The organism is Pseudomonas synxantha (genome assembly GCF_900105675.1).
GTDB lineage: Bacteria > Pseudomonadota > Gammaproteobacteria > Pseudomonadales > Pseudomonadaceae > Aquipseudomonas > Aquipseudomonas synxantha.
This window is the reverse complement of the sequence record NZ_LT629786.1, coordinates 2,442,214-2,467,760: the sequence shown is the minus strand read 5'-3', so window position 1 is coordinate 2,467,760 and position 25,547 is coordinate 2,442,214. Positions and strand designations below refer to the sequence as shown.

Genomic DNA, 25,547 nt, shown 5'->3' with positions numbered 1-25,547 from the left:
GCCAGTGTCCACGCAGGTGTGGTGGACTCAAGCGTTGGTTTGCAGGGTCAGCACCTCAAACCCATCTGACGTTACCGCCACCGTATGCTCCCATTGCGCCGACAGGCTGTTGTCCTTGGTCACCACCGTCCAGCCGTCCTTCAGGCTGCGCACCTTGGCGCTGCCCTGGTTAAGCATCGGTTCGATGGTAAACACCATGCCCTCGCGCAACTCCAGGCCAGTGCCGGGGCGGCCGAAGTGCAGGATTTGCGGTTCTTCATGCATCTGCCGGCCGATGCCATGGCCGCAGTATTCGCGCACCACGCTGTAGCCGTTGGCCTGGGCGTGGCTCTGGATCGCATGACCGATGTCACCCAGGCGCGCGCCAGGCTTGACCTGGCGGATACCGGCCCACATGGCTTCGAAGGTCATTTCCACCAAGCGTTTGGCCTTGGGCGCCACGTTACCGATCATGTACATCTTGCTGGAGTCGGCAATAAAACCGCCTTTTTCCAGGGTGATGTCGATGTTGATGATGTCGCCGTCCTTGAGGAACTGCTTGGCGCTGGGCATGCCGTGGCACACCACTTCGTTGATCGAGGTATTGATGGAAAAGGGGTAGTCGTACTGGCCCAGGCTGGCGGGGCGGGCCTTGAGTTCGTGGCGGATGAAGGCTTCGACGGCGCTGTCCAGTTCCAGGGTTGAGCGGCCGGCGGCGACGAAGCCGTCGAGCATGTCGAACACCTGGGCCAACAGGCGCCCGGATTCACGCATCACGGCCAATTGCGCGGCGGTCTTGACCATCAGCTGCGCCCCCGGATCAGATCGGGCTTGTCCAGCAACAGCTTGTTGATCAGCTCGTTGTAGGGCAGGTGCGGGTTGAGTTCGGCGAGCAGGCCGATCTTGATCCAGAACTCGGCCTGGGCGTTGATGGAGCGATCCATGGCGGCGCTGGCCAGGCGAAGCTGTTCGTGCAGTTGGTCGGTGATCTTGACGATGCCCATGAGGTTTCACTGTTCGGGGGTTGATATACAAAGCGTATACGTTTCGTATGTTTCAAGTAAACCCCACGGGCCAGATTACCCGCCTGATAGTTGCTACATGTTGCCGAAAAGAGCTTCGGCTCACTTTGCTGTTTACCCTGATGTGCAGGGTTAAACGTTTAATCGAAGTGGTTCGACGATTATTTCAAGGCTGCAATCTGCTTCATATTAAACGGTAGGTTGCTTATGAGGAAAAGTTACAACAACGCCGGGATTTGCCGAGTAGGCTTGGTGAGTACAGGCGTCTGCCAGGGTTGGCAAGACGGGGCAGGCCAGCGCCTGCCAAGCCCATAAGAAACTGATTGGCAGTCTCAAAAAAGGAGAGGTTGGCCATGCTTTCGGAACTTGAACTTCGCAGCATTATTGAAGGAAGTTTTCTGCCTAAACGGTGCGAATGCACCAAAGCCGAGGATGCTTCGTTGACGATCAAGGTGTATGACGACCGTGACCGTGACCGGGTGGACTTGGAAGTCAAAGGTATAAACGCTGACAAACTCGACAGCAGTCGAGCCATTTGTAACCTGATCGCCGGTTTGCGTGAAGACCTCAAACACACCCAGACCCACACCCCCGCCCTGCGTCGAGCAGGAGCGCGCGGTTATTTTTAGTTAAGGCTTGAATTTAAGTTGACCCAGGGCCTGGCATTCGCCGGGCCCGTTGCTATGCGCGTCAGCCCAGCTGATGACGGTACGGCAGGTCGGGTCCGGTCTTGGTACAGGTCAACGCAGCCGCGCGAATCGCAAAGCCGAGCATGCTGTCAATTTGTGTGCGCGTCAGCTGCTGCAGACCCTCCAGTGAATCCAGCTGCTGCTCGGTCAGCCAGGCAATCAGTGCCGCCTGGAAGGTATCGCCGGCACCCACCGTATCGGCCATCACCACCTTGACCGCCGGCTGAGACCAGTTGCCGTGCTGGCGACTGAATACCGAAGCGCCGTCGCCGCCACGGGTGAGAAACACCAATTGGCAACGATGCTGCAGCCAGCCTTGTACTACGCTTTCCGGTGACTGGCTGGGGTAGAGCAGATGCAAATCTTCGTCGCTGACCTTGATCAGGTCAGCATGCTGCACCAGTTGCGCCACGCGCTCGCGCCACAGCTGGATATCCGGCTGCGGGTTAAGGCGCACATTCGGGTCGAGGCTGATCAGGCGCTTGCCGCTCTCGCGCTTGACCAGGTTCAGCAGGGTGTCGCCAACCGGCTGCACCACCAGGCAAAACGACCCGATATGCAGCCCACGCACCTCATCACCCAAGGTTGGCAGATGCGCCGTTTGCAGTTGGCGGTCGGCGCAGCCTTCGCCACGGAAGCTGTACTGCGGCGAACCATTGGCACCCACGGCCACCATCGCCAGGGTGGTCGGCGCGTCGAATTCCACCAGGAAGCGTTCGCTGACGCCTTCGTCCTTGAGCACCTGCAGCAAGCGGCGACCGAGGTAATCGGTGGACACGCCGGCAAAGAATCCCGACTCGATGCCCAGGCGACGCAGGCCCACCGCCACGTTGAATGGCGAGCCACCGGCAATGGCCTTGTAATTGAGCTTGGCCGGCTGCCCACTGGCATCTTCCTCGCTGAAAAAATCAAACAGCGCTTCACCACAAACCAGGTACATAGTCGTTCGCTCTTAAAGGGATGCCACGTGCTGTTGATAACGCTCATACGCCTGTTGATAGGCACTGACATTGGCTGACATTGGCAGGGTGCGGCTGGCCGGGTCGATGCTCACGCATTTTTCGCACAGGCTGGCCAGGGATTCGCCGCTCTGGCACCAGGCCGCCTGGATCGCCGCGCCCAGGGCAGCGGCCTCGCTTTGTTCGGTACAGACCACTTCGGTGTGCATGATATCGGCGACCATCTGCCGCCACACCGGGCTTTTCGAGCCGCCGCCGATCAGGCGGATGCTCTGGCTTTGCAGGCCGGTGTGGCGCAGCAGGTCCAGACCGTAACGCAGGCCGAACGTGGTGCCTTCAACCACGGCGCGGCACAGATTGGCGCGGGTCAGGTTGGTCATGGTCAGGCCATGCAGGCTGCCGGTGGCGTGGGGCAGGGCGGGCACGCGTTCGCCATTGAGGAACGGCAGCATGCTCACGCCATCGGCACCGATCGGCGCTTGCTCGACCAAGGCGTTGAACGCGTTCAGGTCCAGCTCGAACAGTTCGCGAATCACGCCGGTGGCATTGGTCAGGTTCATGGTGCAGATCAACGGCAGCCAGCCACCAGTCGATGAGCAAAACGTCGCTACCGAGGCCTGCGGGCTGACGTTGGGCTGATCGGCAAAGGCATAGACGGTGCCCGATGAACCCAGGCTCATGGTGATCACGCCCGGGGCGATATTGCCGGTGCCGATGGCACCCATCATATTGTCGCCGCCGCCGCTGGACACCACGGCCTTGGGGTTGATGCCCAGGCGTTCGGCGATGGCCGGCAGGATCGTGCCCACTGCTTGGTTGGCTTCGATCAACTGTGGCAAGGCGGCTTCAAGGCGACCGCTGGGGTCGATGTGCTGGAGCAGCGCCACATCCCATGTGCGGCTGCGCACATCGAAATAGCCGGTGCCGGAAGCGTCGCCGTACTCGGCGCAGGCACGGCCGGTGAGCCAGTAGTTGAGGTAATCGTGGGGCAACAGGATATGGGCGATGCGTGCGAAGACATCCGGATGCTGCTCGCGGGTCCAGAGCAGTTTGGAGACGGTGTAGCCCGGTGCGATCGCCACGCCCAAGCGCTCCAGGGAGCCGCTTTCGCCGCCCAGGTGGTGCAGCAGGCGGTCATTCTCGGGGGTAGTTTCGGTGTCGCACCACAGCTTGGCCGGGCGCAGTACTGCACCTTGCTCATCCAGCAGCACCAGGCCATGTTGCTGGCCGGAAACGCCGATGCCGAGGATGTCCTGGCCATCCACGCCGGACTGTTGCAGGGCGCGGTGGGTGGCTTCGGTAAAGGCGTCGAGCCATTCCTGGGTGTGCTGCTCACGGCGGCCATTGGCGCCGCTGATCAGCGTATGCGCGGCGGCGCCCAGGCCCAGTACCTTGCCGCTGGAAGCGTCGAGGACGATGGCCTTGGTGCCTTGGGTGCCGCAGTCGATGCCGAGAAACAGGTTTTGCTGGGTCATGAGGATTTGCTCAGCAGTATTATTTTTGGATTGGTAACCCGGTCAAGTGTGGGAGGGGGCTTGCTCCCGATGGCGGTGAGTCAGTTACAGATGCATTTACTGATACACTCTCATCGGGAGCAAGCCCCCTCCCACAGTTTTAATCCGGTTTGTTCAGGAGTTGTTGCAGGGTTTCGGTGACGCCTTTGTCGCGCAGGCTTGCATAGCACCACTCAAACGCTGCCACAAACGCCGCCGACTTGGGAATAGCCGTACCAAAAATCTCCTCCACGCCCAACAAGCGCTGACTGATCAGTGCGTCATCCGTCACCAGCCCCTGGCAGAATTCGGCCCGTGGGTCGGGGATCTTGTAGCTCACGCCATTCTCATCCACGCCCTTCAAATACAAGGCCCAGGCCGCGACCACCAGTGCGGCGCGTTCGGTCTCGCGGCCACCGGCAATCAAACGGTTGATGGTCGGCACGGTGAACTTGGGAAACTTCGACGAGCCATCGGAACACACGCGCTCCAGCTGGTCGGCAATCGCCTGGTTGGAAAAGCGCTCCACCAATGTCTGCTTGTAGGCGGTCAGGTCGATGCCTGGCACCGGCGCCAGGTTTGGGGTGACGTCCAGGTCCATGTACGCACGCATATACGCCACGAACAGCGGGTCGTTCATGGTCTCGTGGACAAACCGATAACCCTTGAGAAACCCCAGGTAGGTGAGCGCCAGGTGGCTGCCGTTGAGCAAGCCGATCTTCATCTCTTCGTAAGGCGTGACGTCATCGGTGAATTGCACGCCGACCTTTTCCCAGGCCGGGCGGCCGCTGACAAACTTGTCTTCCAGCACCCACTGCACAAACGGCTCGCACACCACCGGCCAGGCATCGTCGATGCCGTGTTCGTCATGCAATTGCAGGCGGTGAGCGGTGCTGGTCATGGGTGTGATGCGGTCGACCATGGCATTCGGGAAGCTGACGTTGGCCTTGATCCAGTCATGCAGCTCGGCATTATGCAGGGCGGCGAAGGCCAGCAGTGCCTTGCGGGTGACGGCGCCGTTGTGGGGCAGGTTATCGCAGGACATCACTGTGAACGCCGGAGTGCCGGCGGCGCGGCGCTGGGTCAGGGCGGCGCAGATGAAACCGAACACGGTTTTCGGCGCCGTGGGGTGCGCCAGGTCATGCTGGATCTGTGGCAGGTGGGCCATGAACTCGCCGTTGCTGTCGTCGATGCAGTAGCCGCCCTCGGTGATGGTCAGCGAGACGATGCGGATAGCCGGGTCGGCCAGTTTATCGATCAGCGCCTGGGCACCGTCTTCGGCGAGCAGCATGTCGCTGATGGCGCCGATCACACGTACTTCGGTGTCGTCGGTATCGCCCAGTTCGTACAGGGTGAACAGGTAGTCCTGGCCGGCCAGATCGTCGCGGGCCCTGCGGTCTTCGGCACGCAGGCCGACGCCGCAAATGCTCCAGTCCAGGCCGTCTCCGGTATTCATCAGGGCATCGGTGTAATACGCCTGGTGCGCACGGTGGAAGCCGCCGACGCCGATGTGGGCAATACCCTGGCGGGTGTCGGCAATCGCGTAGGCCGGGGTTTTCACTTCCGGCGCCAGCTGCGTGAGGTTGGCTTTATTCAGTTTCATCGGGAAATACTCGGGATCAGGCGGCAGCGCGCAGTGGGCGGGCCACGGCTACACCGTTTGTGTCGAACAGATGGCAGTGCGCCGGGTCCAGGTGCAGCTGCAGCGTCTCACCGTACTGGCTGGCCATGTCGCCGCGAATGCGCATGGTCAGCGGCTCGCCATTGGCAGTGATGACGTGGCAGAAGGTATCGCTGCCCAGGCGCTCGCCGACGTCGGCGGTGACGGTCAGGGTGGTTTGCCCCGGCGCAGCGATTTCCAGGTGCTCCGGACGGATCCCCAGGGTCACCTCACTGCCGACGCTCAAGGTGGCGCCGCTCAACGGCAGGCTGATCAGGGTGCCGGCGTCCAGTTGAACTTCGCAGCCCTGGGTCTCGATGCGGGTGACCTTGCCCTTGAGGAAACCCATCTTCGGCGTGCCGAGAAACCCGGCCACAAACAGGTTGGCCGGCTGGTGATACAGCTCCAGCGGCGAGCCGACCTGTTCGATACGGCCACTGTTGAGCACCACCACCTTGTCGGCCAGGGTCATGGCTTCAACCTGGTCGTGGGTCACGTAGATCATGGTGGCTTGCAGTTCTTTATGCAGACGCGCCAGTTCCAGGCGCATCTGCACACGCAGCGCGGCGTCGAGGTTGGACAGCGGCTCGTCGAACAGGAAGATCTTCGGGTTGCGCACAATCGCCCGGCCGATCGCCACGCGCTGGCGCTGGCCGCCGGACAGTTGCTTGGGCTTACGCTCCAGCAGCGGACCCAGCTCGAGGATGCGCGCCGCTTCGCTGACTTTGCTGTCCACCAGCTTCTTGTCGACGCCGGCCAGGTCAAGGGCAAACGACATGTTCTTGCGCACGCTCATGTGCGGGTACAGGGCGTAGGTTTGGAACACCATCGCCAGGTCGCGCTTGGCCGGGGTCACTTCGGTGATGTCGCGGCCATCGAGTTCGATGGTGCCGTCGCTGACTTCCTCAAGGCCTGCGATCAGCCGCAGCAGGGTGGATTTACCGCAGCCCGATGGCCCGACGAACACCACGAATTCCTTGTCGTTCACTTCCAGGTCAATGCCCTTGATGATGGAAAATCCTTCGAAGCCTTTTTGCAGATTCTTGATTTTGAGGTTGGCCATGATGGGCCTCCTTTTCGAATTATTATTTGACGGCGCCAAAGGACAAGCCGCGCACCAGCTGTTTCTGGCTGATCCAGCCAAAGATCAGGATCGGCGCGCAGGCCAGGGTCGAGACGGCGGACAACTTGGCCCAGAACAAACCTTCGGGGCTTGAGTAGGAGGCGATCAGTGCGGTCAGCGGCGCGGCGCTCGACGAGGTCAGGTTCAGCGACCAGAACGCCTCGTTCCAGCACAGGATCAACGACAGCAACACCGTGGAGGCCAGGCCACCCTTGGCAATCGGCAGCAGCACGCGGACCATTTCCTGCCACAGGGTGGCGCCGTCCAGGCGTGCGGCTTCGAGGATGTCCTTGGGGATGTCCTTGAAGTAGGTGTACACCATCCACACCACAATCGGCAGGTTGATCAGGGTGTAGATGATGATCAGCGCGATGCGCGTATCCAGCAGGCCAAAGCTCTTGGCCAGCAGGTAGATCGGCATCAGCACGCCCACCGGTGGCAGCATCTTGGTCGACAGCATCCACAACAGCGTGCCCTTGGTGCGCTGGGTTTCGTAGAACGCCATGGAGTAGGCGGCCGGCACCGAGATCAGCAGGCACAGGGCAGTGGCGCTGAAGGAAATCACTACCGAGTTCCAGGCGTAGGCGAAGTAGTTGCTGCGTTCGTTGATGTGCAGGTAGTTCTCCAGCGTCGGCGTGAAGATGAACTGCGGCGGGGTGGCGAACGCGTCGATTTCAGTCTTGAAGCTGGTCAGCACCATCCAGAAGATCGGGAAGAAAATCAGGATCGCGATGGCCCAGGCCAACGTACCGAGCAGCAGGCTTTGCAGGCGGCGGGATTGTTGAAGTGTCATGGCGCGGCCCTCAAGGCTTGTCAGTCAGGTTTTTGCCGATCATCCGCACCAGGATGATCGCCGCGATATTGGCGATGACCACGGCAATCAAGCCGCCGGCCGAGGCCATGCCCACGTCGAACTGCACCAGCGCCTGGTTGTAGATCAGGTAGGCGAGGTTGGTCGAGGCGTAGCCCGGGCCACCGTTGGTGGTGGTGAAGATTTCGGCAAACACCGAGAGCAGGAAGATGGTTTCGATCATCACCACCACGGCAATCGGGCGGGCCAGGTGGGGCAGGGTCAGGTGCCAGAAGATCGCGATGGCGCCGGCACCGTCCAGGCGTGCGGCTTCCTTCTGTTCCTGGTCCAGGGACTGCATGGCGGTCATCAGCAGCAGGATCGCGAAGGGCAGCCATTGCCACGAGACAATGATGATGATCGACAGCAGCGGGTAATGCGCCAGCCAGTCCACCGGCTCGGCACCGAAGAACTTCCACACCGCGGCGAGAATCCCCGACACCGGGTGGAAAATCAGGTTCTTCCAGATCAGCGCCCCGACGGTGGGCATGATGAAGAACGGCGAAATCAACAGCACCCGCACTATGCCGCGCCCGAGGAATTCACTGGCCTCCAGCAGGGCACTGATCAGCACACCAAAGACCACGCTGATCAGCAATACGCTGCCCACCAGCAACAGCGTATTGGTGGCGCCGGGCAGGAAGCCCGAATCGGTGATGAAGTAGGTGAAGTTCTCCAGCCCCACGAATTGGTTTTCACCGGGGTAGAGCAGGTTGTAGCGGATCAGCGAAAAGTACAGGGTCATGCCCAGGGGCACGATCATCCACAGCAGCAACAAGGCCACCGAGGGGCTGACAAGGAACCAGCCGGGGTTGGCCAGGCGGTTTTTGGCGGGTGTATTCATGGTAATCAAGGCCAGTGCTGAGCAAGGTTCGAAGTGCGGTCAATGTGGGAGGGGCGGTGCGACGATTCGACTTGCCCCCGATAGCGGTGTATCAGTCACAGATGCATCAACTGGTAGATTGCTATCGGGAGCAAGCCCCCTCCCACATTTGACTGTGGTGAAGGCCGGAATTACTTGGGGTAACCAGCCCGCTTCATTTCACGCTCGGTGGTGGTCTGCGCAGCGGTCAGTGCAGCATCCACCGTTTGCTGACCGGTCAACGCACCCGAGAAGAACTTGCCCACCTGAGTACCAATCGCCTGGAACTCCGGAATGGTCACCAGTTGGATACCGATGTACGGCACGGGCTTCTCGGTCGGCTTGGTCGGGTCGGCCACTTTCAGCGATTCCAGGGTCACCTTGGCAAACGGCGCGGCCTGCATGTACTCGTCGCTGTAGGTGGATTTGCGCGTACCTGGCGGCACATTGGCAATGCCGTCGGTCTTGGCCACAAGCTGGCCGTATTCCTTGGACGTGGCCCAGGTGGTGAACACCTTGGCGGCATCCTTGGCCTTGGAGCTGGTCGGGATCGCCAGGGACCAGGAGTACAGCCACGACGTGCCCTTGTCGGTCTTCTCGTGGGGCGCGAAGGTGAAACCGACATGCTCAGAGACCTTGCTCTGGCTCTTGTCGGTAACAAACGAGCCCGCCACGCTGGCATCCACCCAGATCGCACACTTGCCGCTGTTGAACAGCGCCAGGTTCTCGTTGAAGCCGTTGCTGGAAGCACCCGGTGGGCCGGATTTCTTCATGTTGTCGACGTAGAAGTTCAGCGCATCCTTCCACTCCGGGCCGTTGAATTGCGGCTGCCATTTCTCATCGAACCAGCGCGCACCGTAGCCGTTGGCCAGGGTGGTGATCAGCGCCATATTCTCACCCCAACCGGCTTTGCCGCGCAGGCACAGGCCGTATTGCTCTTTGGATTTGTCGGTGAGTTTGGCCGCGTATTCGCCGATCTGGGTCCAGGTCGGGTGCTCAGGCATGCTCAGCCCGGCGTCCTTGAACAGGTCGGTGCGGTAATAGGTGATCGAGCTTTCAGCGTAGAACGGCAGGGCGTATAGCGAGCCCTTGACCGACAAACCGTCACGCACCGAAGGGAACACATCGTCGAGGTCGTAGGAGGCCGGCAGGTCCTTCATCGGCTCCAGCCAACCCTTGGCACCCCAGAGTGCGGCTTCGTACATGCCGATGGTCAACACATCGAACTGCCCGCCCTGGGTGGCAATGTCAGTGGTCAGGCGTTGGCGCAGTACGTTTTCTTCGAGCACCACCCAGTTCAACTTGATCTCCGGATGCTCGGCCTCGAAGGTTTTCGAGAGCTTCTGCATGCGGATCATGTCGCTGTTATTGACGGTGGCAATGGTCAGGGTTTGCGCGCCAAAGCTGACGGCGCTGAGGGTCATGCATGCTGTCATGCAGGTCGAGGCAAGCAGTACTTTTGCTGTGAACTTCATCGCGCACTCCATTTCCGCGCCCAGGGGCTACGGAAGGACAGTTATTGTTGTTGTGTCTTCCTACAGGTAGCCAGGAAGAGTGTGCGTTGATTACAGCCTTCAAATGCGCCTGTGACAAATCCTTGGGAACACTGGGACTGATACTTTTTTGCACTCGACATGATCGTTCCCACGCTCCGCGTGGTAACGCCGCCCGGGACGCTCTGCGTCCCTGGTGACGCAGAGCGTCACGGTATGCATGCCCACGCTGAGCGTGGGAACGATCAGTGCTGGGTTTAATGCTCGATATCAGCCAGTACCCGCTCAGCCAGCAATCGAGACACCTCGATCAACTGGGCAATACCCAGCGCGCCTTCTCGCCGCGAGCCGTCGAGATCAAAGGCAAAATCGCAGGTCAAGGCGTGGGCGGAGGCGAGTGATTCGCTGAGGTTGACCAGTAGGTCTTGAGTGGAGATACCGTCTTTCACGGTGAATAGCACGCTGGGTGCTGGATCGATTGGGGGATTTGGGGTGGGTTTGATCATGGTGAAACTCCTGATTTAAGTGGAGCTACCACTGATCGCCGCGACGCGATTGGGTGGTAGCTGTACGCAGGTTCGCGGACCGGAATCAGGAAACCGGCATACCCGGAGGTATCCCGCGCACAGCCACCATAAGGCCGCACAGTAGACGATAAAAAGGCGTCAACTGAAAGCAGAAATGGCACTTTGCGCCTGATTACACCGGGCCGCGACGCCCAACCGCTGAGTGTGCAGCGGTGTACGGAGACTAGAGATTGAGTGTCCTAGGGACAACCTCAAATCCTTGTCAGACGTTTCTGCGTTTCCCAATACCTAGCCGAACGGTCAGTTGTTTGGCTTTGTACTAGTCAGCACCATCTTCCTTGCGCCATTTCGGCGCCATCCCTCTGCATAACTCAACGCCAAGACCGCGTTTGAGCACCCCTGCACGCTAAAAAAGGACGAAGCATGAAAGACACCGATACTGAAATCCAACAATCAACTCGCCCAATCAAAGCCATCTACGACTACGCGACACTCGGCTCGAGAACGCGTATGGGCGGAGAAATTATCACTGCAAGCACCAGCCTAGAGATCCATGACTTGCGCATCGCGTGCGTCGGCGACCGAGTGCGCTACCCCGATGGCAAAGAGAGCGAAATTGTCTCGGGAGCAGGTTTCGCGGCCACCTACAAAGGTCTGCCCATCGCCATTGTCGGCAGCGCTACCGACAACGGCGACACCGTGACGAGCAGCCTGCAAAACCTGGCTCAGGTGGTGGAGTACGCGGACGGCGAGGGTATTCCTGGCCTTCTAAAGCCTGGATATCGCGTGGAGAGTCAGATGTGAGGCGCTACAACATCACCACCGGTTCAACCACCACGGTGGGTGGCAAGGTAACCAGCGGTTGTGAGGGCACCAGTTTCAACGGCGAAATGATCTCGAGGGAGGGTGACCGGGTCGCTTGTCCGGCATGCGGCACTGAAGGCTTCATCGCGCTTACCGGCCCTCATTTGCACGAAGAGTGGAACGGCAAACAAGCGGCGCTGGAGGGTGATCTGTGCATCTGCAAATGCGATCCGCCGCCGGAGTTGATTGCCAATCAGAGTTCCAAATCTCAGGAGTTCGGTCCCCAACCTCAACGTGTCACCCCGATTGTAATGAGGCCGACTGCATCCGCCTCGCCCCCTGCGAATTATGCCGCGCCCGCTGCGTCGAATCGTGCCGCTGATGCCTGCGTTTTCGCCAAGTCCTGCGTTTCGGTACCGGCCGGTTCTACAGCTGCGGGCACCGCCCCGGAAAACGCCAAAAACTTCGGCACCACCGCCCTCATGGCTTCAACCGGTAGCACGGGCGCCGTCGGCAGGGTAGCCGGCACACTCGGCAGCGACCTCGGTGCCTGGGCTGTACGAGGCTTGGCCGGCGCCAGTTCGGCCCTCAACCTCGTGCTGCTGGCATTCTGGCCGCGGGATATCGGTGACTCAACGCTGTACACCCCGGAGCAGTTGGAGGGGATGCGTTTGGCCAGTACGCGAGTGCGTTTCCAGTTTCGCCAGGATGAGTTCGGTGAACTGCGTGTTTACGGCCTACATACCCAACCTGGCAGTGGCGCCGACCGCGTACCCGTTGCGCAAGCCCGGTGGAATGAGGACCACAGCGCGATGGTCGCGGTGCTGGATGGCATCAGCATCACATGGACGCCGAACCACGGCCCGGTTGTCAGCGTGCCGAGCCCGTATCCCGGAACACCGGAACGCTTGGATAACGTGTTTGTTCATCCGATTGCCGTGGGGCAAGATTCGGCGATCAGTCACTATCCAGGGCGGGATGCAGAAAACATCACCTGGCAGGATACGATCATTTCGTTTCCGGCTGATTCGGGTGTGGCGCCGTTGTATTTGGTGTTTGCCAAGCCGGCGGTCAGGCCGTTGGAGGTTGGGCAGGCAGCTGATTTGATGAGTCGTAGCCGTAAGGATGGGCTGGATATTGACCATATTCCTGCGCAAAAGGTACTGGAAGTAACACTACTTCAGTGGGATTCCAAAATACCGCGTCGGCAAGTGTTAGATTATCTAAAGAACGCTCCAGGCATTGCGATTCCTTCAGGGGTACATCGGAAGTATAGTGAAACCTATGGAGGGCGCAGTTCCAGAGCCAAACAAAATAAAGATGCTGCTGACCTACGGGCGGCGATAAACAGTAATGTTGATGCTATCAAACGTGGATTACTCGAGGAAGGCTATCCTGAAGCAGAAATTGAGGCGGCCCGAGAACAATTGCATAAACTTAGCCAGAAACAAGGTTGGTACTGATGAATACCTCAACTATCACGCTCTGGATAAAAAATCTGGGGCGCCCTTATGAAGTGTTGGTTTCAGAGGGGGTTATCCCCAATATGCCACTGCAGGAACTTTACAAGGGAAGGGACTGGCTAGATATAGAGCCAGAGGACGGAGTGGAGTTGAGCTTTGCGACTGATTCCAGATGTTTGGAAACGCTATACGTTATTCTTGCTCAAACCGTCGAGGGGCAGCCGGTTTATAGAGGTAAGCTGCCACCGCCGCTAGCGCTATCGATGAATAAGGCTGACATACAGGAGTTGTTCGGAATGCCTCTAGAGTCGAAAGGTCCGACAGAGCTTCCCCTAAATAGAAAAACGGGCGGATGGGATGCATACAAGCTCGACTCAACGATACATCCACGTGCCAAAATGATATTTAAATATGCGCAGGACTATAAGGTTAATACGCTGGTTTTCACTCTTTACGATGAGTGACTCATAAATATGGTCTTTCCCGTCTGCGAGCGTGAGACTGATATGAAGGAGGGTGAATGGATGTCGTAATGGTTAATCGTCTGATTGCGAGGATAGGCTTTGCCCATGCTGAGCTCTGCGCTGATGGTGTGGTTACTAATGATGCCTTTAAATCATCGATAGTAGATTGTGATAATGAATACTTGATACAGAAGCCGGAGGAGGGAGTTGAGCTATGGTTTCGATCAAAAGATGCGGCTCTCGAAAAAGTTCTTTTTTCACTAATAAGTATGGTTGATGGTGCCCGCCCTTACAGTGGCGAATTACCTTTATCGATGACAGCCAGTATGAGTCGGATCACTGTCCGTAAAATCCTTGGAGCACCTTGTGAGTCGAAGGAGCCGGTTAAAATTTTAAGATATCGAGGGTACGGTGGTTGCGACATCTACCGCATGGATGATTTTGGTTATCCAGCTGTTCACGTCGGACTTCAATATCGTAATGACGGTATGGTATGTAGCATGGGCTTCTATTTGGGCAATGTACACCGTAATTGAACATGCTCTGAAAATTAAATTCGACTAAGTAGTAATGTTCACACCCGCAGCGCGTGGGAGTAATCACTTCAAGCCAGATTCTGTTCGGTTAACCATTGCTCTGCTAACTGTCGAGAGTGGGGTGCTTAGTTCAATATTGGGGCCGCTCGCCGATAATTACATGGCGTTAACCCAGTTCAGGGGTGGTAATGATGGATGCGTTAGCGATTAAGTTGTGGGTAAAGAATTTAGGGCTTGGTTTCACCGAGCTTGTAGCCGAAGGGAAAATTCCCAACCAGCCGCTGGTGAAATCGTTTGAGGACAGCAATTGGCCAACCATGCAACCAGTAGAAGGCGTGGAGTTGCTCTTCAGTGACACGACCACGTCCTTGAAACAGATCCTGATCACACTCATCCCGACGGTCGGGCAACCGGTTTATGCTGGAGGGTTACCCAGTCCCTTTTCCCTGATGATTAATCAGCAAAGTGTGCGTAGTGCTCTGGGAGAACCTATGGATTCGAGAGGTCGTGCAAGGCTTCCGGGCGGGCTGGGTATACGAGGGGGATGGGACGCATATAAGCTGTTTAGCGAATGGCATCCGAATGCAAAGTTATAATTGGTTATCTTGAAAATTATGCTGTGAATAACATCAGTTTTTCGTTGATTAATGAGGAGGGTCTTGCCCAGCCATACAGCGTCGAACTACGAGGAATGAGCCAGCTAGTTCAATTTATTTCAAGCCAAATTCTGCTCCGTCAACCGCTGCACCGCCAACCGCCGATAGTGAGACGGCGTCATCCCCTTGAGCTGCTGAAACCGCCGATTGAAGTTGGAAATATTATTGAACCCCGACTCAAAGCACACATCCGTCACCGCCTTGTCCCCATCGGCCAGCAATTCACAGGACTTGCTGATGCGCAGCCGATTGACGAATTCAATAAAAGTGCGCCCGGTCGCCTGTTTGAACACCCTGGAAAAATACGTTGGCTTCATCCCCAGGTACTCCGCCACTTCTTCCAGCGGCAACTCTCGGGCGTAGTGGGCAAAGATGTAGTCCACCGCGCGGTTGGTGCGGTCGATGCTGTGTTCGTCGGCTTGCTGTGGCGTGGTGACGCCGGAGAGCAGTTGGTAGTCGTCACAGGCGCTCAGCACTTCCAGCAAAATGAAAAAGTGCCCCAGGCGCGCCATGCCTTGGGCCTCTTCAATGCGCTGCATCAGGGCCATGGCCTGGGCGATGGTTTTTTTGCTGCGGAATTCGATGCCGTATTGCGCACGTTCCAGCAACGGCGCCAGGCTCTTGAGTTCGGCAAACGTATGGCTGCCTTGCTCGAACAGCTCATCGGTGAAGTTCACCAGCATGTCGCGCTTGGGCACGACTTCGCCTTCCTCTACCTGGCTGATCCAGTTGTGGGGCAGGTTGGGGCCGGTGAGGAACAGGCTTTCGGGGTAGAAGTTACCGATGTAGTCGCCGATAAACACCTTGCCCGAGCTGGCGACGATAAGGTGCAGCTCGTATTCCTTGTGGAAGTGCCAGCGCACCAGCGGGCAGGGGAAGCCGTGCTGGCGATAGATGATGGACAGGCCGTTGTGGTCGTCCATCAGCTCGTAGGAAGGGTCGGTGATACGCGTTGCTCGGGTCATGCTGCCGTCGCTTTATTGTGGTTGCGACCCGAATAATGCCCCGTTGTGCACGACCCTGCCAGCATCAAGCGTCTGAGCGTGCGCCGCTGCATCCTGTACGAGTAGGATTACAGACGATTTTTATCTGAAACAGGCACGGGTGAGGGCTTAGTCATGATTCGTGATGCACGTTCCAGCGATGCAAATAGCATTGCCGTTAAGGCTCAGGGATGTCCGATTAGACTTGCCGCGCAGCGGCGACAAGTCTGAATCACGCTTTTCATGCGCCTTGCGTTGCTCGATTGCCTAGATGTTGCGATTTTTCGCCTCGATCCACTGCGACATGTACTGGGTACTTTTATGCGCATGATGGCGCAGCATGCTGCCGGTAAAGTTGTCCCGGCGGTGGGTGGCAAGGTTGCGGCGGCATTGCTCCAGGCATTCGACCAAGGCTGGCCCGTGGAAGGCCTGGTCATAACGCCGAGCCAGCAGCTGACGCCCACGTTCCTGGGCTTGGGTCCACCGCTCGCGGTCCTGATAGAGGGCCACGGCAGCGGCAGCCAGGGCCGGGGCGTTGTGCTCGATCGCGCCGGGCCAGGGTTGATCATCGCCCATGGCTTCGGCGCCGATGGGGGTGGTGACATTGGGTGTGCCGCACAACATCGCGTCGACCAGCTTGCCCTTGATCCCCGCACCAAAGCGCAGGGGCGCCAGGCAGATACGCGCCGCCGTCATCACTTGCAGGGCATCTTCGGCCCAGTTCATCACATGGAAACCCTGGGCCGGGTTGTGCAGGGCAGTAGCCTTGGGCGGCGTGTAGGCGCCATAGATATGCAACTGGGCGCCCGGCAGTTGCTGGCGGATCAGCGGCCATAGGCTGTTCTTCATCCATAGCACCGCATCCCAGTTGGGTGCATGGCGGAAGTTGCCGATGCTGAGAAAGTGCGCACGGTCTTCAAAGGGCGCAAAAGCGCGGGTGGGCGGCTGCAGCATCAGCGGGCACCAGTGCAGCAGCGCGGCAGGCACCTTGAACTGTTCGGTGAGCAGGCGGATTTCCATGTCGGAGATCACCAGGCTGATGTCACAGCGGTAAATCGCGGCGATTTCGCGCTTGGCCAGGTCGGTATCGGCCATGCGCTGGAACTCGTCCTGAAGCGCCGGCGCGAACAGGGCGCTGAAGTCGTCGCTGTCGGGGTTGGCTTTCACCTGCTCCTTGAAACGCTGGTGGCGGGCGTCGCGCAGGCTTTGCAGGTCGGAGGTTTCCAGCACGCGCAGGGCGTCGGGGCAGCATTGCTCCACGCGCCAGCCGAATTGCTCCTCCATCATGAAGCGGTCGAACAGTACGATATCCGGGGCCAGTTCGCGGATAAAGTCATCGAAACTGCTGTTATTCAGTTCAATGGCACATTCGGCGATGCCAAGTGCCGGCAAGTCGGACTTGTGTTCGCCGATGGTCGCCGGGCTGCTGAAGGTAATGTCCCAACCTTGCGTAAGAAAACTCTCAAGGATTTGCATCATATGCCCGCCTGCGGCCGAGGAGCGGGGCTCCGGCCAGACGTAACCAATGACCAGGACTTTGGTGGCAGGCTGATTCATCGACGACGGTTTCCTTGAAGGGCAGGCGAAAAGCGCGCAATTAAACCACAACCTGGCGACATGACAATTTGTGTCTGGCGGTAGGTAGCATCGGCACTTTGTGGTTAACTTCGGCCTCTCGAATTCGTTTAACCAAAAACCAGCATAAGGATTCCGTTCATGGCTCAAGTCACCCTTAAAGGCAACCCGGTCCAGGTTGAAGGCGAACTGCCGAAAGTCGGCGCCAAAGCCGCAGACTTCACCCTGACCGCCGGCGACCTGTCCAACGCCACCCTGGCTACCTTTGCCGGCAAGCGCAAAGTGCTGAACATCTTCCCAAGCGTTGACACCCCAACCTGCGCCACTTCCGTGCGCAAGTTCAACGCCCAGGCCAACGATGTGGCCAACACCGTGGTGCTGTGCATCTCCTCCGACCTGCCATTCGCCCAGGCACGCTTCTGTGGTTCCGAAGGCCTGGAAAACGTGAAGAACCTGTCGGACTTCCGCAACGCCGACTTCGCCGTTGACTATGGTGTTTCCATCGCCGACGGCCCGCTGCAGGGCCTGACCGCTCGTGCTGTCGTAGTGCTGGACGAAAACGACAACGTGCTGCACAGCGAGTTGGTCAAGGAAATCGCTGAAGAACCGAACTACGATGCAGCCCTGGCTGTGTTGAAGTAACTGTTTCTGCGCGTAACTGTCGTTTGGCAGTAACACGTATGATGCATGATTGCGGCCTGGCCTAGTCCAGGCCGTTTTTATTTGCAGCTCAAATGCTTAGCGAAACAGCCGTCGGACTAAGCCATAGAAGTTAAAAGTTGTAAGCCCAAGGTAAATAGCCGGTAAAGGTGCTTTTCTTAACGCATCCCAGTGCTTATCTTTCAGCCTCCCCAAGTAGAAGCTCTCGCGCCCAATGGTTGATCACTCCATGCAATCCTCCCCCCGCAACTCCCGTCGCTGGCTGTTTGGCCTGCTCGTGCTGCTGGTTATCGCCGGCCTGTGCTGGAAATTCTGGCCCAGCGGCGCGGCCCATAAAGACGCGCCGGCCGGGCACACCGGTAAAACCGGCATGGCACGCCCGGGCTTCGGCGGTTCCACCGGCCCGGTGCCGGTGCGTGTGGCGCCAGCGGTGCTGGGGGAGTTCCCGGTGTACTACAAGGCCCTGGGCACGGTCACGGCGCTCAACACTATTAATGTGCGCAGCCGGGTGGGCGGTGAGCTGATGAAGATCGCCTTTGAAGAAGGGCAGATGGTCAAGGCCGGCGACCTGCTGGCGGAAATCGACCCGCGCAGCTACCAGAACGCCTTGCTCCAGGCCCAGGGCACGCTGCTGCAGAACCAGGCCCAGCTGAAAAACGCCCAGGTCGACGTCGAGCGTTATCGCGGCCTGTATGCCCAGGACAGTATCGCCAAGCAGACGCTGGACACCGCCGAAGCGCTGGTCTTGCAATACCAGGGCACGGTCAAGACCAACCAGGGCGCGGTAGACGACGCCAAGCTCAACCTTGAATTCACCAAGATCCGCGCTCCGATCAGCGGCCGCGTCGGCTTGCGCCAGCTTGACGTCGGCAACCTGGTCGCCGCCAACGACACCACGGCCCTGGCGGTGATCACCCAGACCCAGCCGATCAGCGTGGCCTTCACCCTGCCGGAAAATACCCTGGAAACCGTGCTCGCTCGTTACCACGCTGGCAACAGGCTGCCGGTGGAAGCCTGGGACCGTGGCGACACGAAAAAGCAGGCCGTCGGCGTGCTGCAGAGCCTGGACAACCAGATCGATGTCACCACCGGCACCCTGAAATTCAAGGCGCGCTTCGATAACAAGGACCAGGCGCTGTTCCCCAACCAGTTCGTCAATGTGCACTTGCTCGCCGACACCCTGCATAACGTGGTGCTGGCACCGTCTGCGGCGATCCAGTTCGGCAATACCGGCACCTTTGTCTACAAGCTCGACGGCGACAATAAGGTCAAGGTCCAGCCTTTGGTGCTCGGTGACACCGACGGCGACAACACCGTGATCAAGGAGGGCCTGGTCGCCGGCGACCGCGTGGTACTGGAAGGCACCGACCGCCTCAAGGACGGCAGCGAAATCGAAGTGGTCAATGACAGCAGCGAAGTGCCGACCACGCCGACCGAACACCTACAAGGCAAACCTGCGGCAAAAGGGGAGACCGGCGCTGACGCCGGCAAGGCGCAAAAGGTCGGTTCATGAACCTGTCACGCCTGTTCATCCTTCGCCCGGTCGCCACCACGCTGAGCATGCTGGCCATTGTGCTGGCCGGTATCATTTCGTACCGCTTGCTGCCGGTGTCGGCCTTGCCTCAGGTGGACTACCCGACGATCCGGGTGATGACCCTGTACCCCGGCGCCAGCCCTGATGTGATGACCAGCGCGGTCACCGCACCCCTTGAGCGCCAGTTCGGGCAGATGCCCGGGCTGACCCAGATGGCGTCCACCAGCTCCGGCGGCGCCTCGGTGCTGACCCTGCGTTTCAATCTCGACATCAATATGGATGTCGCCGAGCAACAGGTGCAAGCCGCGATCAACGCGGCCACCAACCTGCTGCCCAAGGATTTGCCGGCACCGCCGGTGTACAACAAGGTCAACCCGGCTGATACCCCGGTGCTGACCCTGGCAATCACTTCCAAGACCATGCTGTTGCCCAAGCTCAATGACCTGGTCGACACGCGTATGGCGCAGAAAATCGCGCAGATCAGCGGCGTCGGCATGGTCAGCATCGCCGGTGGCCAGCGCCAGGCTGTGCGCATCAAGGTCAACCCCGAGGCCCTGGCGGCCAATGGTTTGAACCTGTCGGATGTGCGCAGCCTGATCGCCGCTTCCAACGTCAACCAGCCCAAGGGCAACTTTGACGGTCCCACTCGCGTGTCGATGCTCGATGCCAACGACCAGTTGGTCTCGCCCGAGCAATATGCCGAACTGATCCTGGCCTACAACAATGGCGCACCGCTGCGCCTCAAGGATGTGGCGCAGATCGTCGACGGCGCCGAAAACGAACGCCTCGCGGCCTGGGCCAATGAGAACCAGGCGGTGCTGTTGAATATCCAGCGCCAACCCGGCGCCAACGTGATCGAGGTGGTCGATCGCATCAAGGCGCTGCTGCCGAGCATCACCGACAACCTGCCGGCCGGGCTCGATGTGACCGTGCTCACCGACCGTACCCAGACCATTCGCGCCTCGGTCAAGGATGTGCAGCATGAACTGCTGATCGCCATTGCCCTGGTGGTGATGGTGACCTTCCTGTTCCTGCGTCGGGTCAGCGCCACCATCATTCCGTCTATCGCCGTGCCGCTGTCCCTGGTCGGCACCTTTGGCGTGATGTACCTGGCGGGGTTCTCCATCAATAACCTGACGCTGATGGCCCTGACCATTGCCACCGGCTTTGTGGTGGATGACGCCATCGTCATGCTGGAAAACATCTCCCGCTATATCGAGGAGGGTGAGACGCCGATGGCGGCCGCGCTCAAGGGCGCCAAGCAGATTGGCTTTACCCTGGTGTCCCTGACCCTGTCGTTGATCGCGGTGTTGATTCCGCTGCTGTTCATGGCCGACGTGGTCGGGCGGCTGTTCCGTGAATTTGCCATCACCCTGGCGGTGGCGATCCTGATTTCCCTGGTGGTGTCCCTGACCCTGACGCCAATGATGTGTGCACGCCTGCTCAAACGTGAACCCAAGGAAGAAGAGCAGGGGCGCTTCTACAAGGCCAGCGGCGCCTGGATCGATTGGCTGATCGAAGCCTATGGCCGCAAATTGCAATGGGTGCTCAAGCACCAACCGCTGACCCTGCTGGTGGCCATCGCTACCCTGGGCCTCACGGTGGTGCTGTACCTGGTGGTGCCCAAGGGCTTTTTCCCGGTGCAGGACACCGGGGTGATCCAGGGGATTTCCGAGGCGCCGCAGTCGATTTCGTTTGCGGCGATGAGCCAGCGCCAGCAGGAGCTGGCGAAGATCATCCTCGCCGATCCGGCGGTGGAAAGCCTGTCGTCCTACATTGGCGTGGATGGCGATAACGCCACCCTCAACAGCGGCCGCCTGTTGATCAACCTCAAGGCCCACGGCCAGCGCGATTTGACCGCAGCGCAGGTGATTACACGACTGCAACCTGAAATCGACAAGCTGGTGGGCATCCGCCTGTTCATGCAGCCGGTGCAGGACCTGACCATCGAAGACCGTGTCAGCCGCACCCAGTACCAGTTCAGCATGTCGTCCCCGGACGCCGAGTTGCTGGCGCTGTGGAGTGGCAAGCTGGTGCATGCCCTCAGCCAGTTGCCGGAACTCACCGACGTCGCCAGCGACTTGCAGGACAAGGGCTTGCAGGTGTACCTGGTGATCGATCGCGATGCGGCCTCACGCCTGGGCGTCAACGTCGCGACCATCACTGACGCGCTGTATGACGCCTTCGGCCAGCGGCAGATTTCCACTATCTACACCCAGGCCAGCCAATACCGCGTGGTGTTGCAGGCCCAGTCCGGCGAGACCCTCGGCCCGGCTGCCCTCAACCAGATCCATGTGAAGACTACCGATGGCGGCCAGGTGCGGCTGTCGAGCCTGGCCCATGTGGAGCAGCGCCAGGCGCAGCTGGCGATTGCCCATATCGGCCAGTTCCCGGCGGTGATGATGTCGTTCAACCTGGCCCCCGGCGTCGCCCTGGGCAAAGGCGTGGAGCTGATCAACCAGACCCAGAAGGACATCGGCATGCCGGTGGGCGTGCAGACCCAGTTCCAGGGTGCGGCCCAGGCGTTCGAGGCGTCGCTGTCGAGCACCTTGCTGCTGATCCTGGCCGCGGTGGTCACCATGTATATCGTGCTCGGTGTGCTCTACGAGAGCTATATCCACCCGATCACCATCCTCTCGACCTTGCCGTCGGCAGCGGTGGGGGCGTTGCTCGCGTTGCTGCTCAGTGGCAACGACCTGGGCATGATCGCGATCATCGGCATCATCCTGCTGATCGGTATCGTGAAAAAGAACGCGATCATGATGATCGACTTTGCCCTCGACGCCGAGCGCAACCAGGGCCTTGATCCACAGACGGCGATCTACCAGGCGGCACTGCTGCGCTTCCGGCCGATCCTGATGACCACCCTGGCCGCGTTGTTCGGCGCAGTGCCGCTGATGCTCGCCAGCGGTTCCGGTGCAGAGCTGCGCCAACCGCTGGGCCTGGTGATGGTAGGGGGCTTGCTGGTGAGCCAGGTGTTGACGCTGTTCACCACGCCGGTGATCTACCTGTACTTCGATCGTCTTGGCCGGCGCTGGCGCAAAGAACCGCAACGCCTGGAGCCGGTTGAACCATGAACCTGTCCGGACCTTTCATTCGCCGGCCGGTAGCCACCATGCTGCTGAGCCTGGCGATCATGTTGCTCGGTGGCGTCAGCTTCAACCTGTTGCCGGTGTCGCCGCTGCCGCAGATCGACTTCCCGGTGATCGTGGTGTCGGCCAGCTTGCCCGGCGCCAGCCCCGAGGTGATGGCGTCCAGCGTAGCGACGCCGCTGGAGCGTTCATTCGGTTCGATTGCCGGCATCACCACCATGAGCAGTTCGTCGAGCCAGGGTTCCACGCGAGTGATCCTGGCGTTCGATTCCGACCGTGATATCAACGGCGCGGCGCGGGAAGTGCAGGCGGCCATCAACGCTTCGCGCAACCTGCTGCCCAGCGGCATGCGCAGCATGCCGACCTACAAGAAGATCAACCCGTCCCAGGCACCGATTATGGTGTTGTCGCTGACCTCTGACGTGTTGCAGAAGGGCCAGTTGTACGACCTGGCCTCGACCATCCTGTCCCAGAGCCTGTCCCAGGTACCCGGCGTAGGCGAAGTGCAGATCGGCGGCAGTTCGCTGCCGGCGGTGCGCATCGAGCTGGAGCCCAAGGCCCTCGACCAGTACGGCGTCGCCCTGGACGATGTGCGCAACACCATCGCCAACGCCAACCAGCGCCGACCCAAGGGTTCCCTGGAGGACGGTGAGCGTAACTGGCAGATCCAGGCCAACGACCAACTGGAAAAGGCCAAGGACTACGAGCCGCTGTTGATTCGCTACCAGGATGGCGCGGCCCTGCGCCTGCGGGACATAGCGAAGATCACCGATGGCGTGGAGGACCGCTACAACAGCGGTTTCTTCAACAATGACTCGGCGGTGCTGCTGGTGATCAACCGCCAGTCCGGCGCCAACATCATCGAGACGGTCAGGCAGATCAAGGCCCAGTTGCCAGCGTTGCAGGCGGTGCTGCCGTCCAGCGTCAAGCTCAGCCTGGCCATGGACCGCTCGCCGGTGATCGCCGCCACCCTGCACGAAGCCGAGATGACCTTGCTGATTGCCGTAGGCCTGGTGATCCTGGTGGTGTACCTGTTCCTGGGCAACTTCCGCGCTTCGCTGATCCCGACCCTGGCGGTGCCAGTGTCGCTGGTGGGCACCTTTGCGGTGATGTACCTGTACGGTTTTTCGCTGAACAACTTTTCGCTGATGGCGCTGATCCTGGCCACCGGGCTCGTGGTGGACGACGCCATTGTGGTGCTGGAGAACATTTCCCGGCATATCGATGAAGGTGTGCCGCCGATGAAGGCCGCGTACCTGGGAGCCCAGGAAGTCGGCTTTACCTTGCTGTCGATGAACGTGTCGCTGGTGGCGGTGTTCCTGTCCATCCTGTTCATGGGCGGAATTGTCACCAACCTGTTCCGCGAGTTTTCCATCACCTTGTCGGCGGCGATCATTGTCTCGCTGATCGTCTCGTTGACCCTGACGCCGATGCTCTGCGCCCGCTGGCTCAAGCCCCACGACAAAAACCAGCAGACCGGTTTGCAGCGCTGGAGCCAGAAGATCAACGACCGTATGGTCGCCGGCTACGCCATCAGCCTGGATTGGATCTTGCGCCATCGGCGTCTGACCCTGCTCAGCCTGTTACTGACTATTGGTTTGAACGTCGCGTTGTACGTGGTGGTGCCAAAGACCTTTATGCCGCAGCAGGACACCGGCCAACTGATCGGTTTCGTGCGTGGCGACGATGGCCTGTCGTTCAGCGTGATGCAGCCGAAGATGGAGATCTTCCGCCAGGCGGTGCTCAAGGACCCGGCAGTGCTCAGCGTAGCCGGATTTATCGGCGGCAACAACGGCACCAACAATGCGGTGATGCTGGTGCGCCTCAAGCCGATCAGCGAGCGCAAGATCTCCGCCCAGGCGGTAATCGAGCGCTTGCGCAAGGACGTGCCGCTGGTGCCGGGCGGGCGTCTGTTCCTGATGGCCGACCAGGACCTGCAGTTTGGTGGCAGCCGCGACCAGACCAGCGCGCAGTACTCCTACATCCTGCAAAGTGGTGATTTGGCCGCGTTGCGCCTGTGGTACCCGAAAGTGGTTGCGGCCATGCGCGAGTTGCCGGAGCTGACCGCCATCGACGCCCGTGAGGGTCGGGGCGCGGCCCAGGTCACGCTGATTGTCGACCGTGACCAGGCCAAGCGCCTGGGTATCGACATGAACATGGTCACCGCCGTGCTGAACAACGCCTACAGCCAGCGGCAGATTTCCACCATCTACGACAGCCTCAACCAGTATCAGGTGGTAATGGAGGTCAACCCCAAATATGCCCAGGACCCGATCACCCTCAATCAGGTACAGGTGATCACTGCCGATGGTGCGCGGGTGCCGTTGTCGACCATCGCCCATTATGAAAACAGTCTCGCAGATGATCGCGTCAGCCATGAAGGCCAATTCGCTTCGGAGAATATCGCCTTCGACATGGCCCCCGGCGTCACGGTAGAGCAGGGCACGGCCGCTATCGAGCGGGCGATTGCCAAGGTCGGCTTGCCCGAAGATGTGATCGCCAAGATGGCCGGCACCGCCGATGCCTTTGCGGCCACGCAGAAGGGTCAGCCGTTCATGATCCTGGGCGCATTGGTCGCGGTGTACCTGGTGCTGGGCATTTTGTATGAAAGCTATATCCATCCGCTGACGATCCTGTCGACGCTGCCTTCGGCCGGGGTGGGCGCCATGCTGGCCATCTACCTGACGGGGGGCGAGTTCAGCCTGATCTCATTGCTGGGCTTGTTCCTGCTGATCGGAGTGGTGAAGAAGAACGCGATCCTGATGATCGACCTGGCGCTGCAACTGGAACGCAACGACGGTATGGGCCCGCTGGAATCAATCCGCAGCGCCTGCCTGCTGCGTCTGCGACCGATCCTGATGACAACGCTCGCCGCGATCCTCGGCGCCTTGCCATTGTTGCTCGGCACCGGCGATGGTGCGGAAATGCGTCGCCCCCTGGGCCTGACCATCATTGGCGGCCTGGTTTTCAGCCAGATCCTGACCCTCTACACCACTCCGGTGGTCTACCTCTATCTCGACCGCGCACGCCATCGTTTCAACGCCTGGCGCGGCGTGCGTACCGATGCTGCCCTGGACACTGCGCTATGACCGATTCAACCCCAAATAAAATCTTCGGCAATGG

General features: G+C 59.7%; 22 protein-coding genes. 10 read left to right on the top strand and 12 right to left on the bottom strand.

The features are described 5' to 3' along the window. Window positions 1-27: 27 nt before the first annotated feature. Together map and BLU48_RS11690 are read right to left on the bottom strand one after the other, a co-directional pair. Window positions 28-783 carry a type I methionyl aminopeptidase gene (gene map / locus BLU48_RS11695; protein ID WP_057022471.1) on the bottom strand — a complete coding sequence of 252 codons (756 nt, stop codon included), beginning with the start codon at window positions 781-783 and terminating at the stop codon, window positions 28-30. Further along, window positions 783-983, bottom strand: coding sequence for a ParD-like family protein (locus BLU48_RS11690; protein ID WP_003190946.1), 201 nt, complete (start codon window positions 981-983; stop codon window positions 783-785). Before BLU48_RS11690 ends, map begins: the two co-directional genes overlap by 1 nt. Before the next feature lie 371 nt (window positions 984-1,354). On the opposite strand from BLU48_RS11690, the gene BLU48_RS11685 reads away from it, so the two are divergent. Continuing rightward, a complete protein-coding gene (locus BLU48_RS11685; RefSeq protein WP_046067938.1) occupies window positions 1,355-1,630 on the top strand; it encodes a DUF1652 domain-containing protein in 276 nt (91 codons plus the stop codon). Between the two features lie 61 nt (window positions 1,631-1,691). On the opposite strand, the gene BLU48_RS11680 is transcribed toward BLU48_RS11685, so the two are convergent. From BLU48_RS11680 to BLU48_RS11645, 8 genes are all read right to left on the bottom strand, one after another. Further along, the gene (locus BLU48_RS11680) at window positions 1,692-2,630 is read right to left on the bottom strand and encodes a carbohydrate kinase family protein (RefSeq protein WP_057022470.1); all 939 of its coding nucleotides are present in this window, start codon (window positions 2,628-2,630) and stop codon (window positions 1,692-1,694) included. Window positions 2,631-2,642: 12 nt separating this feature from the next. Beyond that, window positions 2,643-4,124, bottom strand: coding sequence for a xylulokinase (xylB, locus tag BLU48_RS11675; RefSeq protein WP_057022469.1), 1,482 nt, complete (start codon window positions 4,122-4,124; stop codon window positions 2,643-2,645). A gap of 139 nt (window positions 4,125-4,263) precedes the next feature. Continuing rightward, on the bottom strand, window positions 4,264-5,745 hold the full coding sequence (locus BLU48_RS11670) for a mannitol dehydrogenase family protein (RefSeq protein ID WP_057022468.1): 1,482 nt from the start codon (window positions 5,743-5,745) through the stop codon (window positions 4,264-4,266). A gap of 16 nt (window positions 5,746-5,761) precedes the next feature. Beyond that, on the bottom strand, window positions 5,762-6,865 hold the full coding sequence (locus BLU48_RS11665; protein ID WP_057022467.1) for an ABC transporter ATP-binding protein: 1,104 nt from the start codon (window positions 6,863-6,865) through the stop codon (window positions 5,762-5,764). A gap of 22 nt (window positions 6,866-6,887) precedes the next feature. Then, complete coding sequence (locus tag BLU48_RS11660; RefSeq protein WP_005788583.1) at window positions 6,888-7,718, bottom strand: carbohydrate ABC transporter permease; 831 nt, start codon at window positions 7,716-7,718, stop codon at window positions 6,888-6,890. A gap of 10 nt (window positions 7,719-7,728) precedes the next feature. After that, window positions 7,729-8,619, bottom strand: coding sequence for a carbohydrate ABC transporter permease (locus BLU48_RS11655; protein WP_043051067.1), 891 nt, complete (start codon window positions 8,617-8,619; stop codon window positions 7,729-7,731). 170 nt (window positions 8,620-8,789) lie between these two features. Further along, window positions 8,790-10,112: an ABC transporter substrate-binding protein gene (locus BLU48_RS11650; protein ID WP_057022466.1), complete on the bottom strand. Its 1,323-nt coding sequence runs from the start codon at window positions 10,110-10,112 to the stop codon at window positions 8,790-8,792. Window positions 10,113-10,387: 275 nt separating this feature from the next. Then, the gene (locus tag BLU48_RS11645) at window positions 10,388-10,636 is read right to left on the bottom strand and encodes a DUF6124 family protein (RefSeq protein ID WP_057022465.1); all 249 of its coding nucleotides are present in this window, start codon (window positions 10,634-10,636) and stop codon (window positions 10,388-10,390) included. A 444-nt stretch (window positions 10,637-11,080) separates the two neighbouring features. Between BLU48_RS11645 and BLU48_RS11640 the strand changes: the two genes are divergently transcribed. The 5 genes from BLU48_RS11640 (at window position 11,081) to BLU48_RS11625 (ending at window position 14,520) form a co-directional block, all read left to right on the top strand. Further along, window positions 11,081-11,461, top strand: a complete 381-nt coding sequence (locus BLU48_RS11640) for a PAAR domain-containing protein (protein WP_057022464.1) — start codon at window positions 11,081-11,083, stop codon at window positions 11,459-11,461. Then, complete coding sequence (locus BLU48_RS11635; RefSeq protein ID WP_057022463.1) at window positions 11,458-12,924, top strand: S-type pyocin domain-containing protein; 1,467 nt, start codon at window positions 11,458-11,460, stop codon at window positions 12,922-12,924. Before BLU48_RS11640 ends, BLU48_RS11635 begins: the two co-directional genes overlap by 4 nt. After that, window positions 12,924-13,388, top strand: a complete 465-nt coding sequence (locus BLU48_RS11630) for a DUF6392 family protein (RefSeq protein WP_057022462.1) — start codon at window positions 12,924-12,926, stop codon at window positions 13,386-13,388. The genes BLU48_RS11635 and BLU48_RS11630 overlap by 1 nt, the downstream gene beginning before the upstream one ends. Window positions 13,389-13,444: 56 nt before the next feature. Further along, window positions 13,445-13,924 (top strand): DUF6392 family protein, encoded by a 480-nt coding sequence (locus BLU48_RS31700; protein ID WP_124356117.1) that lies wholly within the window; start codon window positions 13,445-13,447, stop codon window positions 13,922-13,924. A 188-nt stretch (window positions 13,925-14,112) separates the two neighbouring features. Beyond that, a complete protein-coding gene (locus tag BLU48_RS11625; protein ID WP_057022461.1) occupies window positions 14,113-14,520 on the top strand; it encodes a DUF6392 family protein in 408 nt (135 codons plus the stop codon). A gap of 119 nt (window positions 14,521-14,639) precedes the next feature. Here the strand turns inward: BLU48_RS11625 and BLU48_RS11620 are convergent, their stop codons facing one another. Further along, window positions 14,640-15,545, bottom strand: coding sequence for an AraC family transcriptional regulator (locus BLU48_RS11620; RefSeq protein ID WP_057022460.1), 906 nt, complete (start codon window positions 15,543-15,545; stop codon window positions 14,640-14,642). A gap of 285 nt (window positions 15,546-15,830) precedes the next feature. Then, window positions 15,831-17,120, bottom strand: coding sequence for a glycosyltransferase (locus BLU48_RS11615; protein ID WP_057022459.1), 1,290 nt, complete (start codon window positions 17,118-17,120; stop codon window positions 15,831-15,833). 159 nt (window positions 17,121-17,279) lie between these two features. Here BLU48_RS11615 and tpx point away from each other — a divergent pair, with 159 nt between their 5' ends. The 4 genes from tpx to BLU48_RS11595 all read left to right on the top strand — a co-directional run bounded on the left by tpx (window position 17,280) and on the right by BLU48_RS11595 (window position 25,513). Next, entirely contained in the window at window positions 17,280-17,780 is a 501-nt protein-coding gene (gene tpx, locus BLU48_RS11610; RefSeq protein WP_003190967.1) for a thiol peroxidase, read from the top strand. Between the two features lie 232 nt (window positions 17,781-18,012). Next, on the top strand, window positions 18,013-19,311 hold the full coding sequence (locus BLU48_RS11605) for an MdtA/MuxA family multidrug efflux RND transporter periplasmic adaptor subunit (protein ID WP_057022458.1): 1,299 nt from the start codon (window positions 18,013-18,015) through the stop codon (window positions 19,309-19,311). Next, the gene (locus tag BLU48_RS11600) at window positions 19,308-22,409 is read left to right on the top strand and encodes an MdtB/MuxB family multidrug efflux RND transporter permease subunit (protein WP_057022457.1); all 3,102 of its coding nucleotides are present in this window, start codon (window positions 19,308-19,310) and stop codon (window positions 22,407-22,409) included. Before BLU48_RS11605 ends, BLU48_RS11600 begins: the two co-directional genes overlap by 4 nt. Further along, on the top strand, window positions 22,406-25,513 hold the full coding sequence (locus BLU48_RS11595; RefSeq protein ID WP_057022456.1) for an efflux RND transporter permease subunit: 3,108 nt from the start codon (window positions 22,406-22,408) through the stop codon (window positions 25,511-25,513). Before BLU48_RS11600 ends, BLU48_RS11595 begins: the two co-directional genes overlap by 4 nt. The last annotated feature ends 34 nt before the right edge of the window (window positions 25,514-25,547 follow it).

What these genes read in the sequence shown, in the direction of transcription:
- BLU48_RS11685 (WP_046067938.1), top strand. Translation starts at nt 1,355, where the DNA reads ATGCTTTCGGAACTTGAACTTCGCAGCATTATTGAAGGAAGTTTTCTG.
- BLU48_RS11650 (WP_057022466.1), bottom strand. Translation starts at nt 10,112, where the DNA reads ATGAAGTTCACAGCAAAAGTACTGCTTGCCTCGACCTGCATGACAGCA.
- BLU48_RS11620 (WP_057022460.1), bottom strand. Translation starts at nt 15,545, where the DNA reads ATGACCCGAGCAACGCGTATCACCGACCCTTCCTACGAGCTGATGGAC.
- BLU48_RS11645 (WP_057022465.1), bottom strand. Translation starts at nt 10,636, where the DNA reads ATGATCAAACCCACCCCAAATCCCCCAATCGATCCAGCACCCAGCGTG.
- BLU48_RS11605 (WP_057022458.1), top strand. Translation starts at nt 18,013, where the DNA reads ATGGTTGATCACTCCATGCAATCCTCCCCCCGCAACTCCCGTCGCTGG.
- BLU48_RS11665 (WP_057022467.1), bottom strand. Translation starts at nt 6,865, where the DNA reads ATGGCCAACCTCAAAATCAAGAATCTGCAAAAAGGCTTCGAAGGATTT.
- BLU48_RS11640 (WP_057022464.1), top strand. Translation starts at nt 11,081, where the DNA reads ATGAAAGACACCGATACTGAAATCCAACAATCAACTCGCCCAATCAAA.
- BLU48_RS11680 (WP_057022470.1), bottom strand. Translation starts at nt 2,630, where the DNA reads ATGTACCTGGTTTGTGGTGAAGCGCTGTTTGATTTTTTCAGCGAGGAA.
- BLU48_RS11595 (WP_057022456.1), top strand. Translation starts at nt 22,406, where the DNA reads ATGAACCTGTCCGGACCTTTCATTCGCCGGCCGGTAGCCACCATGCTG.
- BLU48_RS11615 (WP_057022459.1), bottom strand. Translation starts at nt 17,120, where the DNA reads ATGAATCAGCCTGCCACCAAAGTCCTGGTCATTGGTTACGTCTGGCCG.
- BLU48_RS11655 (WP_043051067.1), bottom strand. Translation starts at nt 8,619, where the DNA reads ATGAATACACCCGCCAAAAACCGCCTGGCCAACCCCGGCTGGTTCCTT.
- BLU48_RS11630 (WP_057022462.1), top strand. Translation starts at nt 12,924, where the DNA reads ATGAATACCTCAACTATCACGCTCTGGATAAAAAATCTGGGGCGCCCT.
- tpx (WP_003190967.1), top strand. Translation starts at nt 17,280, where the DNA reads ATGGCTCAAGTCACCCTTAAAGGCAACCCGGTCCAGGTTGAAGGCGAA.
- BLU48_RS11625 (WP_057022461.1), top strand. Translation starts at nt 14,113, where the DNA reads ATGATGGATGCGTTAGCGATTAAGTTGTGGGTAAAGAATTTAGGGCTT.
- BLU48_RS11690 (WP_003190946.1), bottom strand. Translation starts at nt 983, where the DNA reads ATGGGCATCGTCAAGATCACCGACCAACTGCACGAACAGCTTCGCCTG.
- BLU48_RS11660 (WP_005788583.1), bottom strand. Translation starts at nt 7,718, where the DNA reads ATGACACTTCAACAATCCCGCCGCCTGCAAAGCCTGCTGCTCGGTACG.
- map (WP_057022471.1), bottom strand. Translation starts at nt 783, where the DNA reads ATGGTCAAGACCGCCGCGCAATTGGCCGTGATGCGTGAATCCGGGCGC.
- xylB (WP_057022469.1), bottom strand. Translation starts at nt 4,124, where the DNA reads ATGACCCAGCAAAACCTGTTTCTCGGCATCGACTGCGGCACCCAAGGC.
- BLU48_RS11670 (WP_057022468.1), bottom strand. Translation starts at nt 5,745, where the DNA reads ATGAAACTGAATAAAGCCAACCTCACGCAGCTGGCGCCGGAAGTGAAA.
- BLU48_RS11600 (WP_057022457.1), top strand. Translation starts at nt 19,308, where the DNA reads ATGAACCTGTCACGCCTGTTCATCCTTCGCCCGGTCGCCACCACGCTG.
- BLU48_RS31700 (WP_124356117.1), top strand. Translation starts at nt 13,445, where the DNA reads ATGGATGTCGTAATGGTTAATCGTCTGATTGCGAGGATAGGCTTTGCC.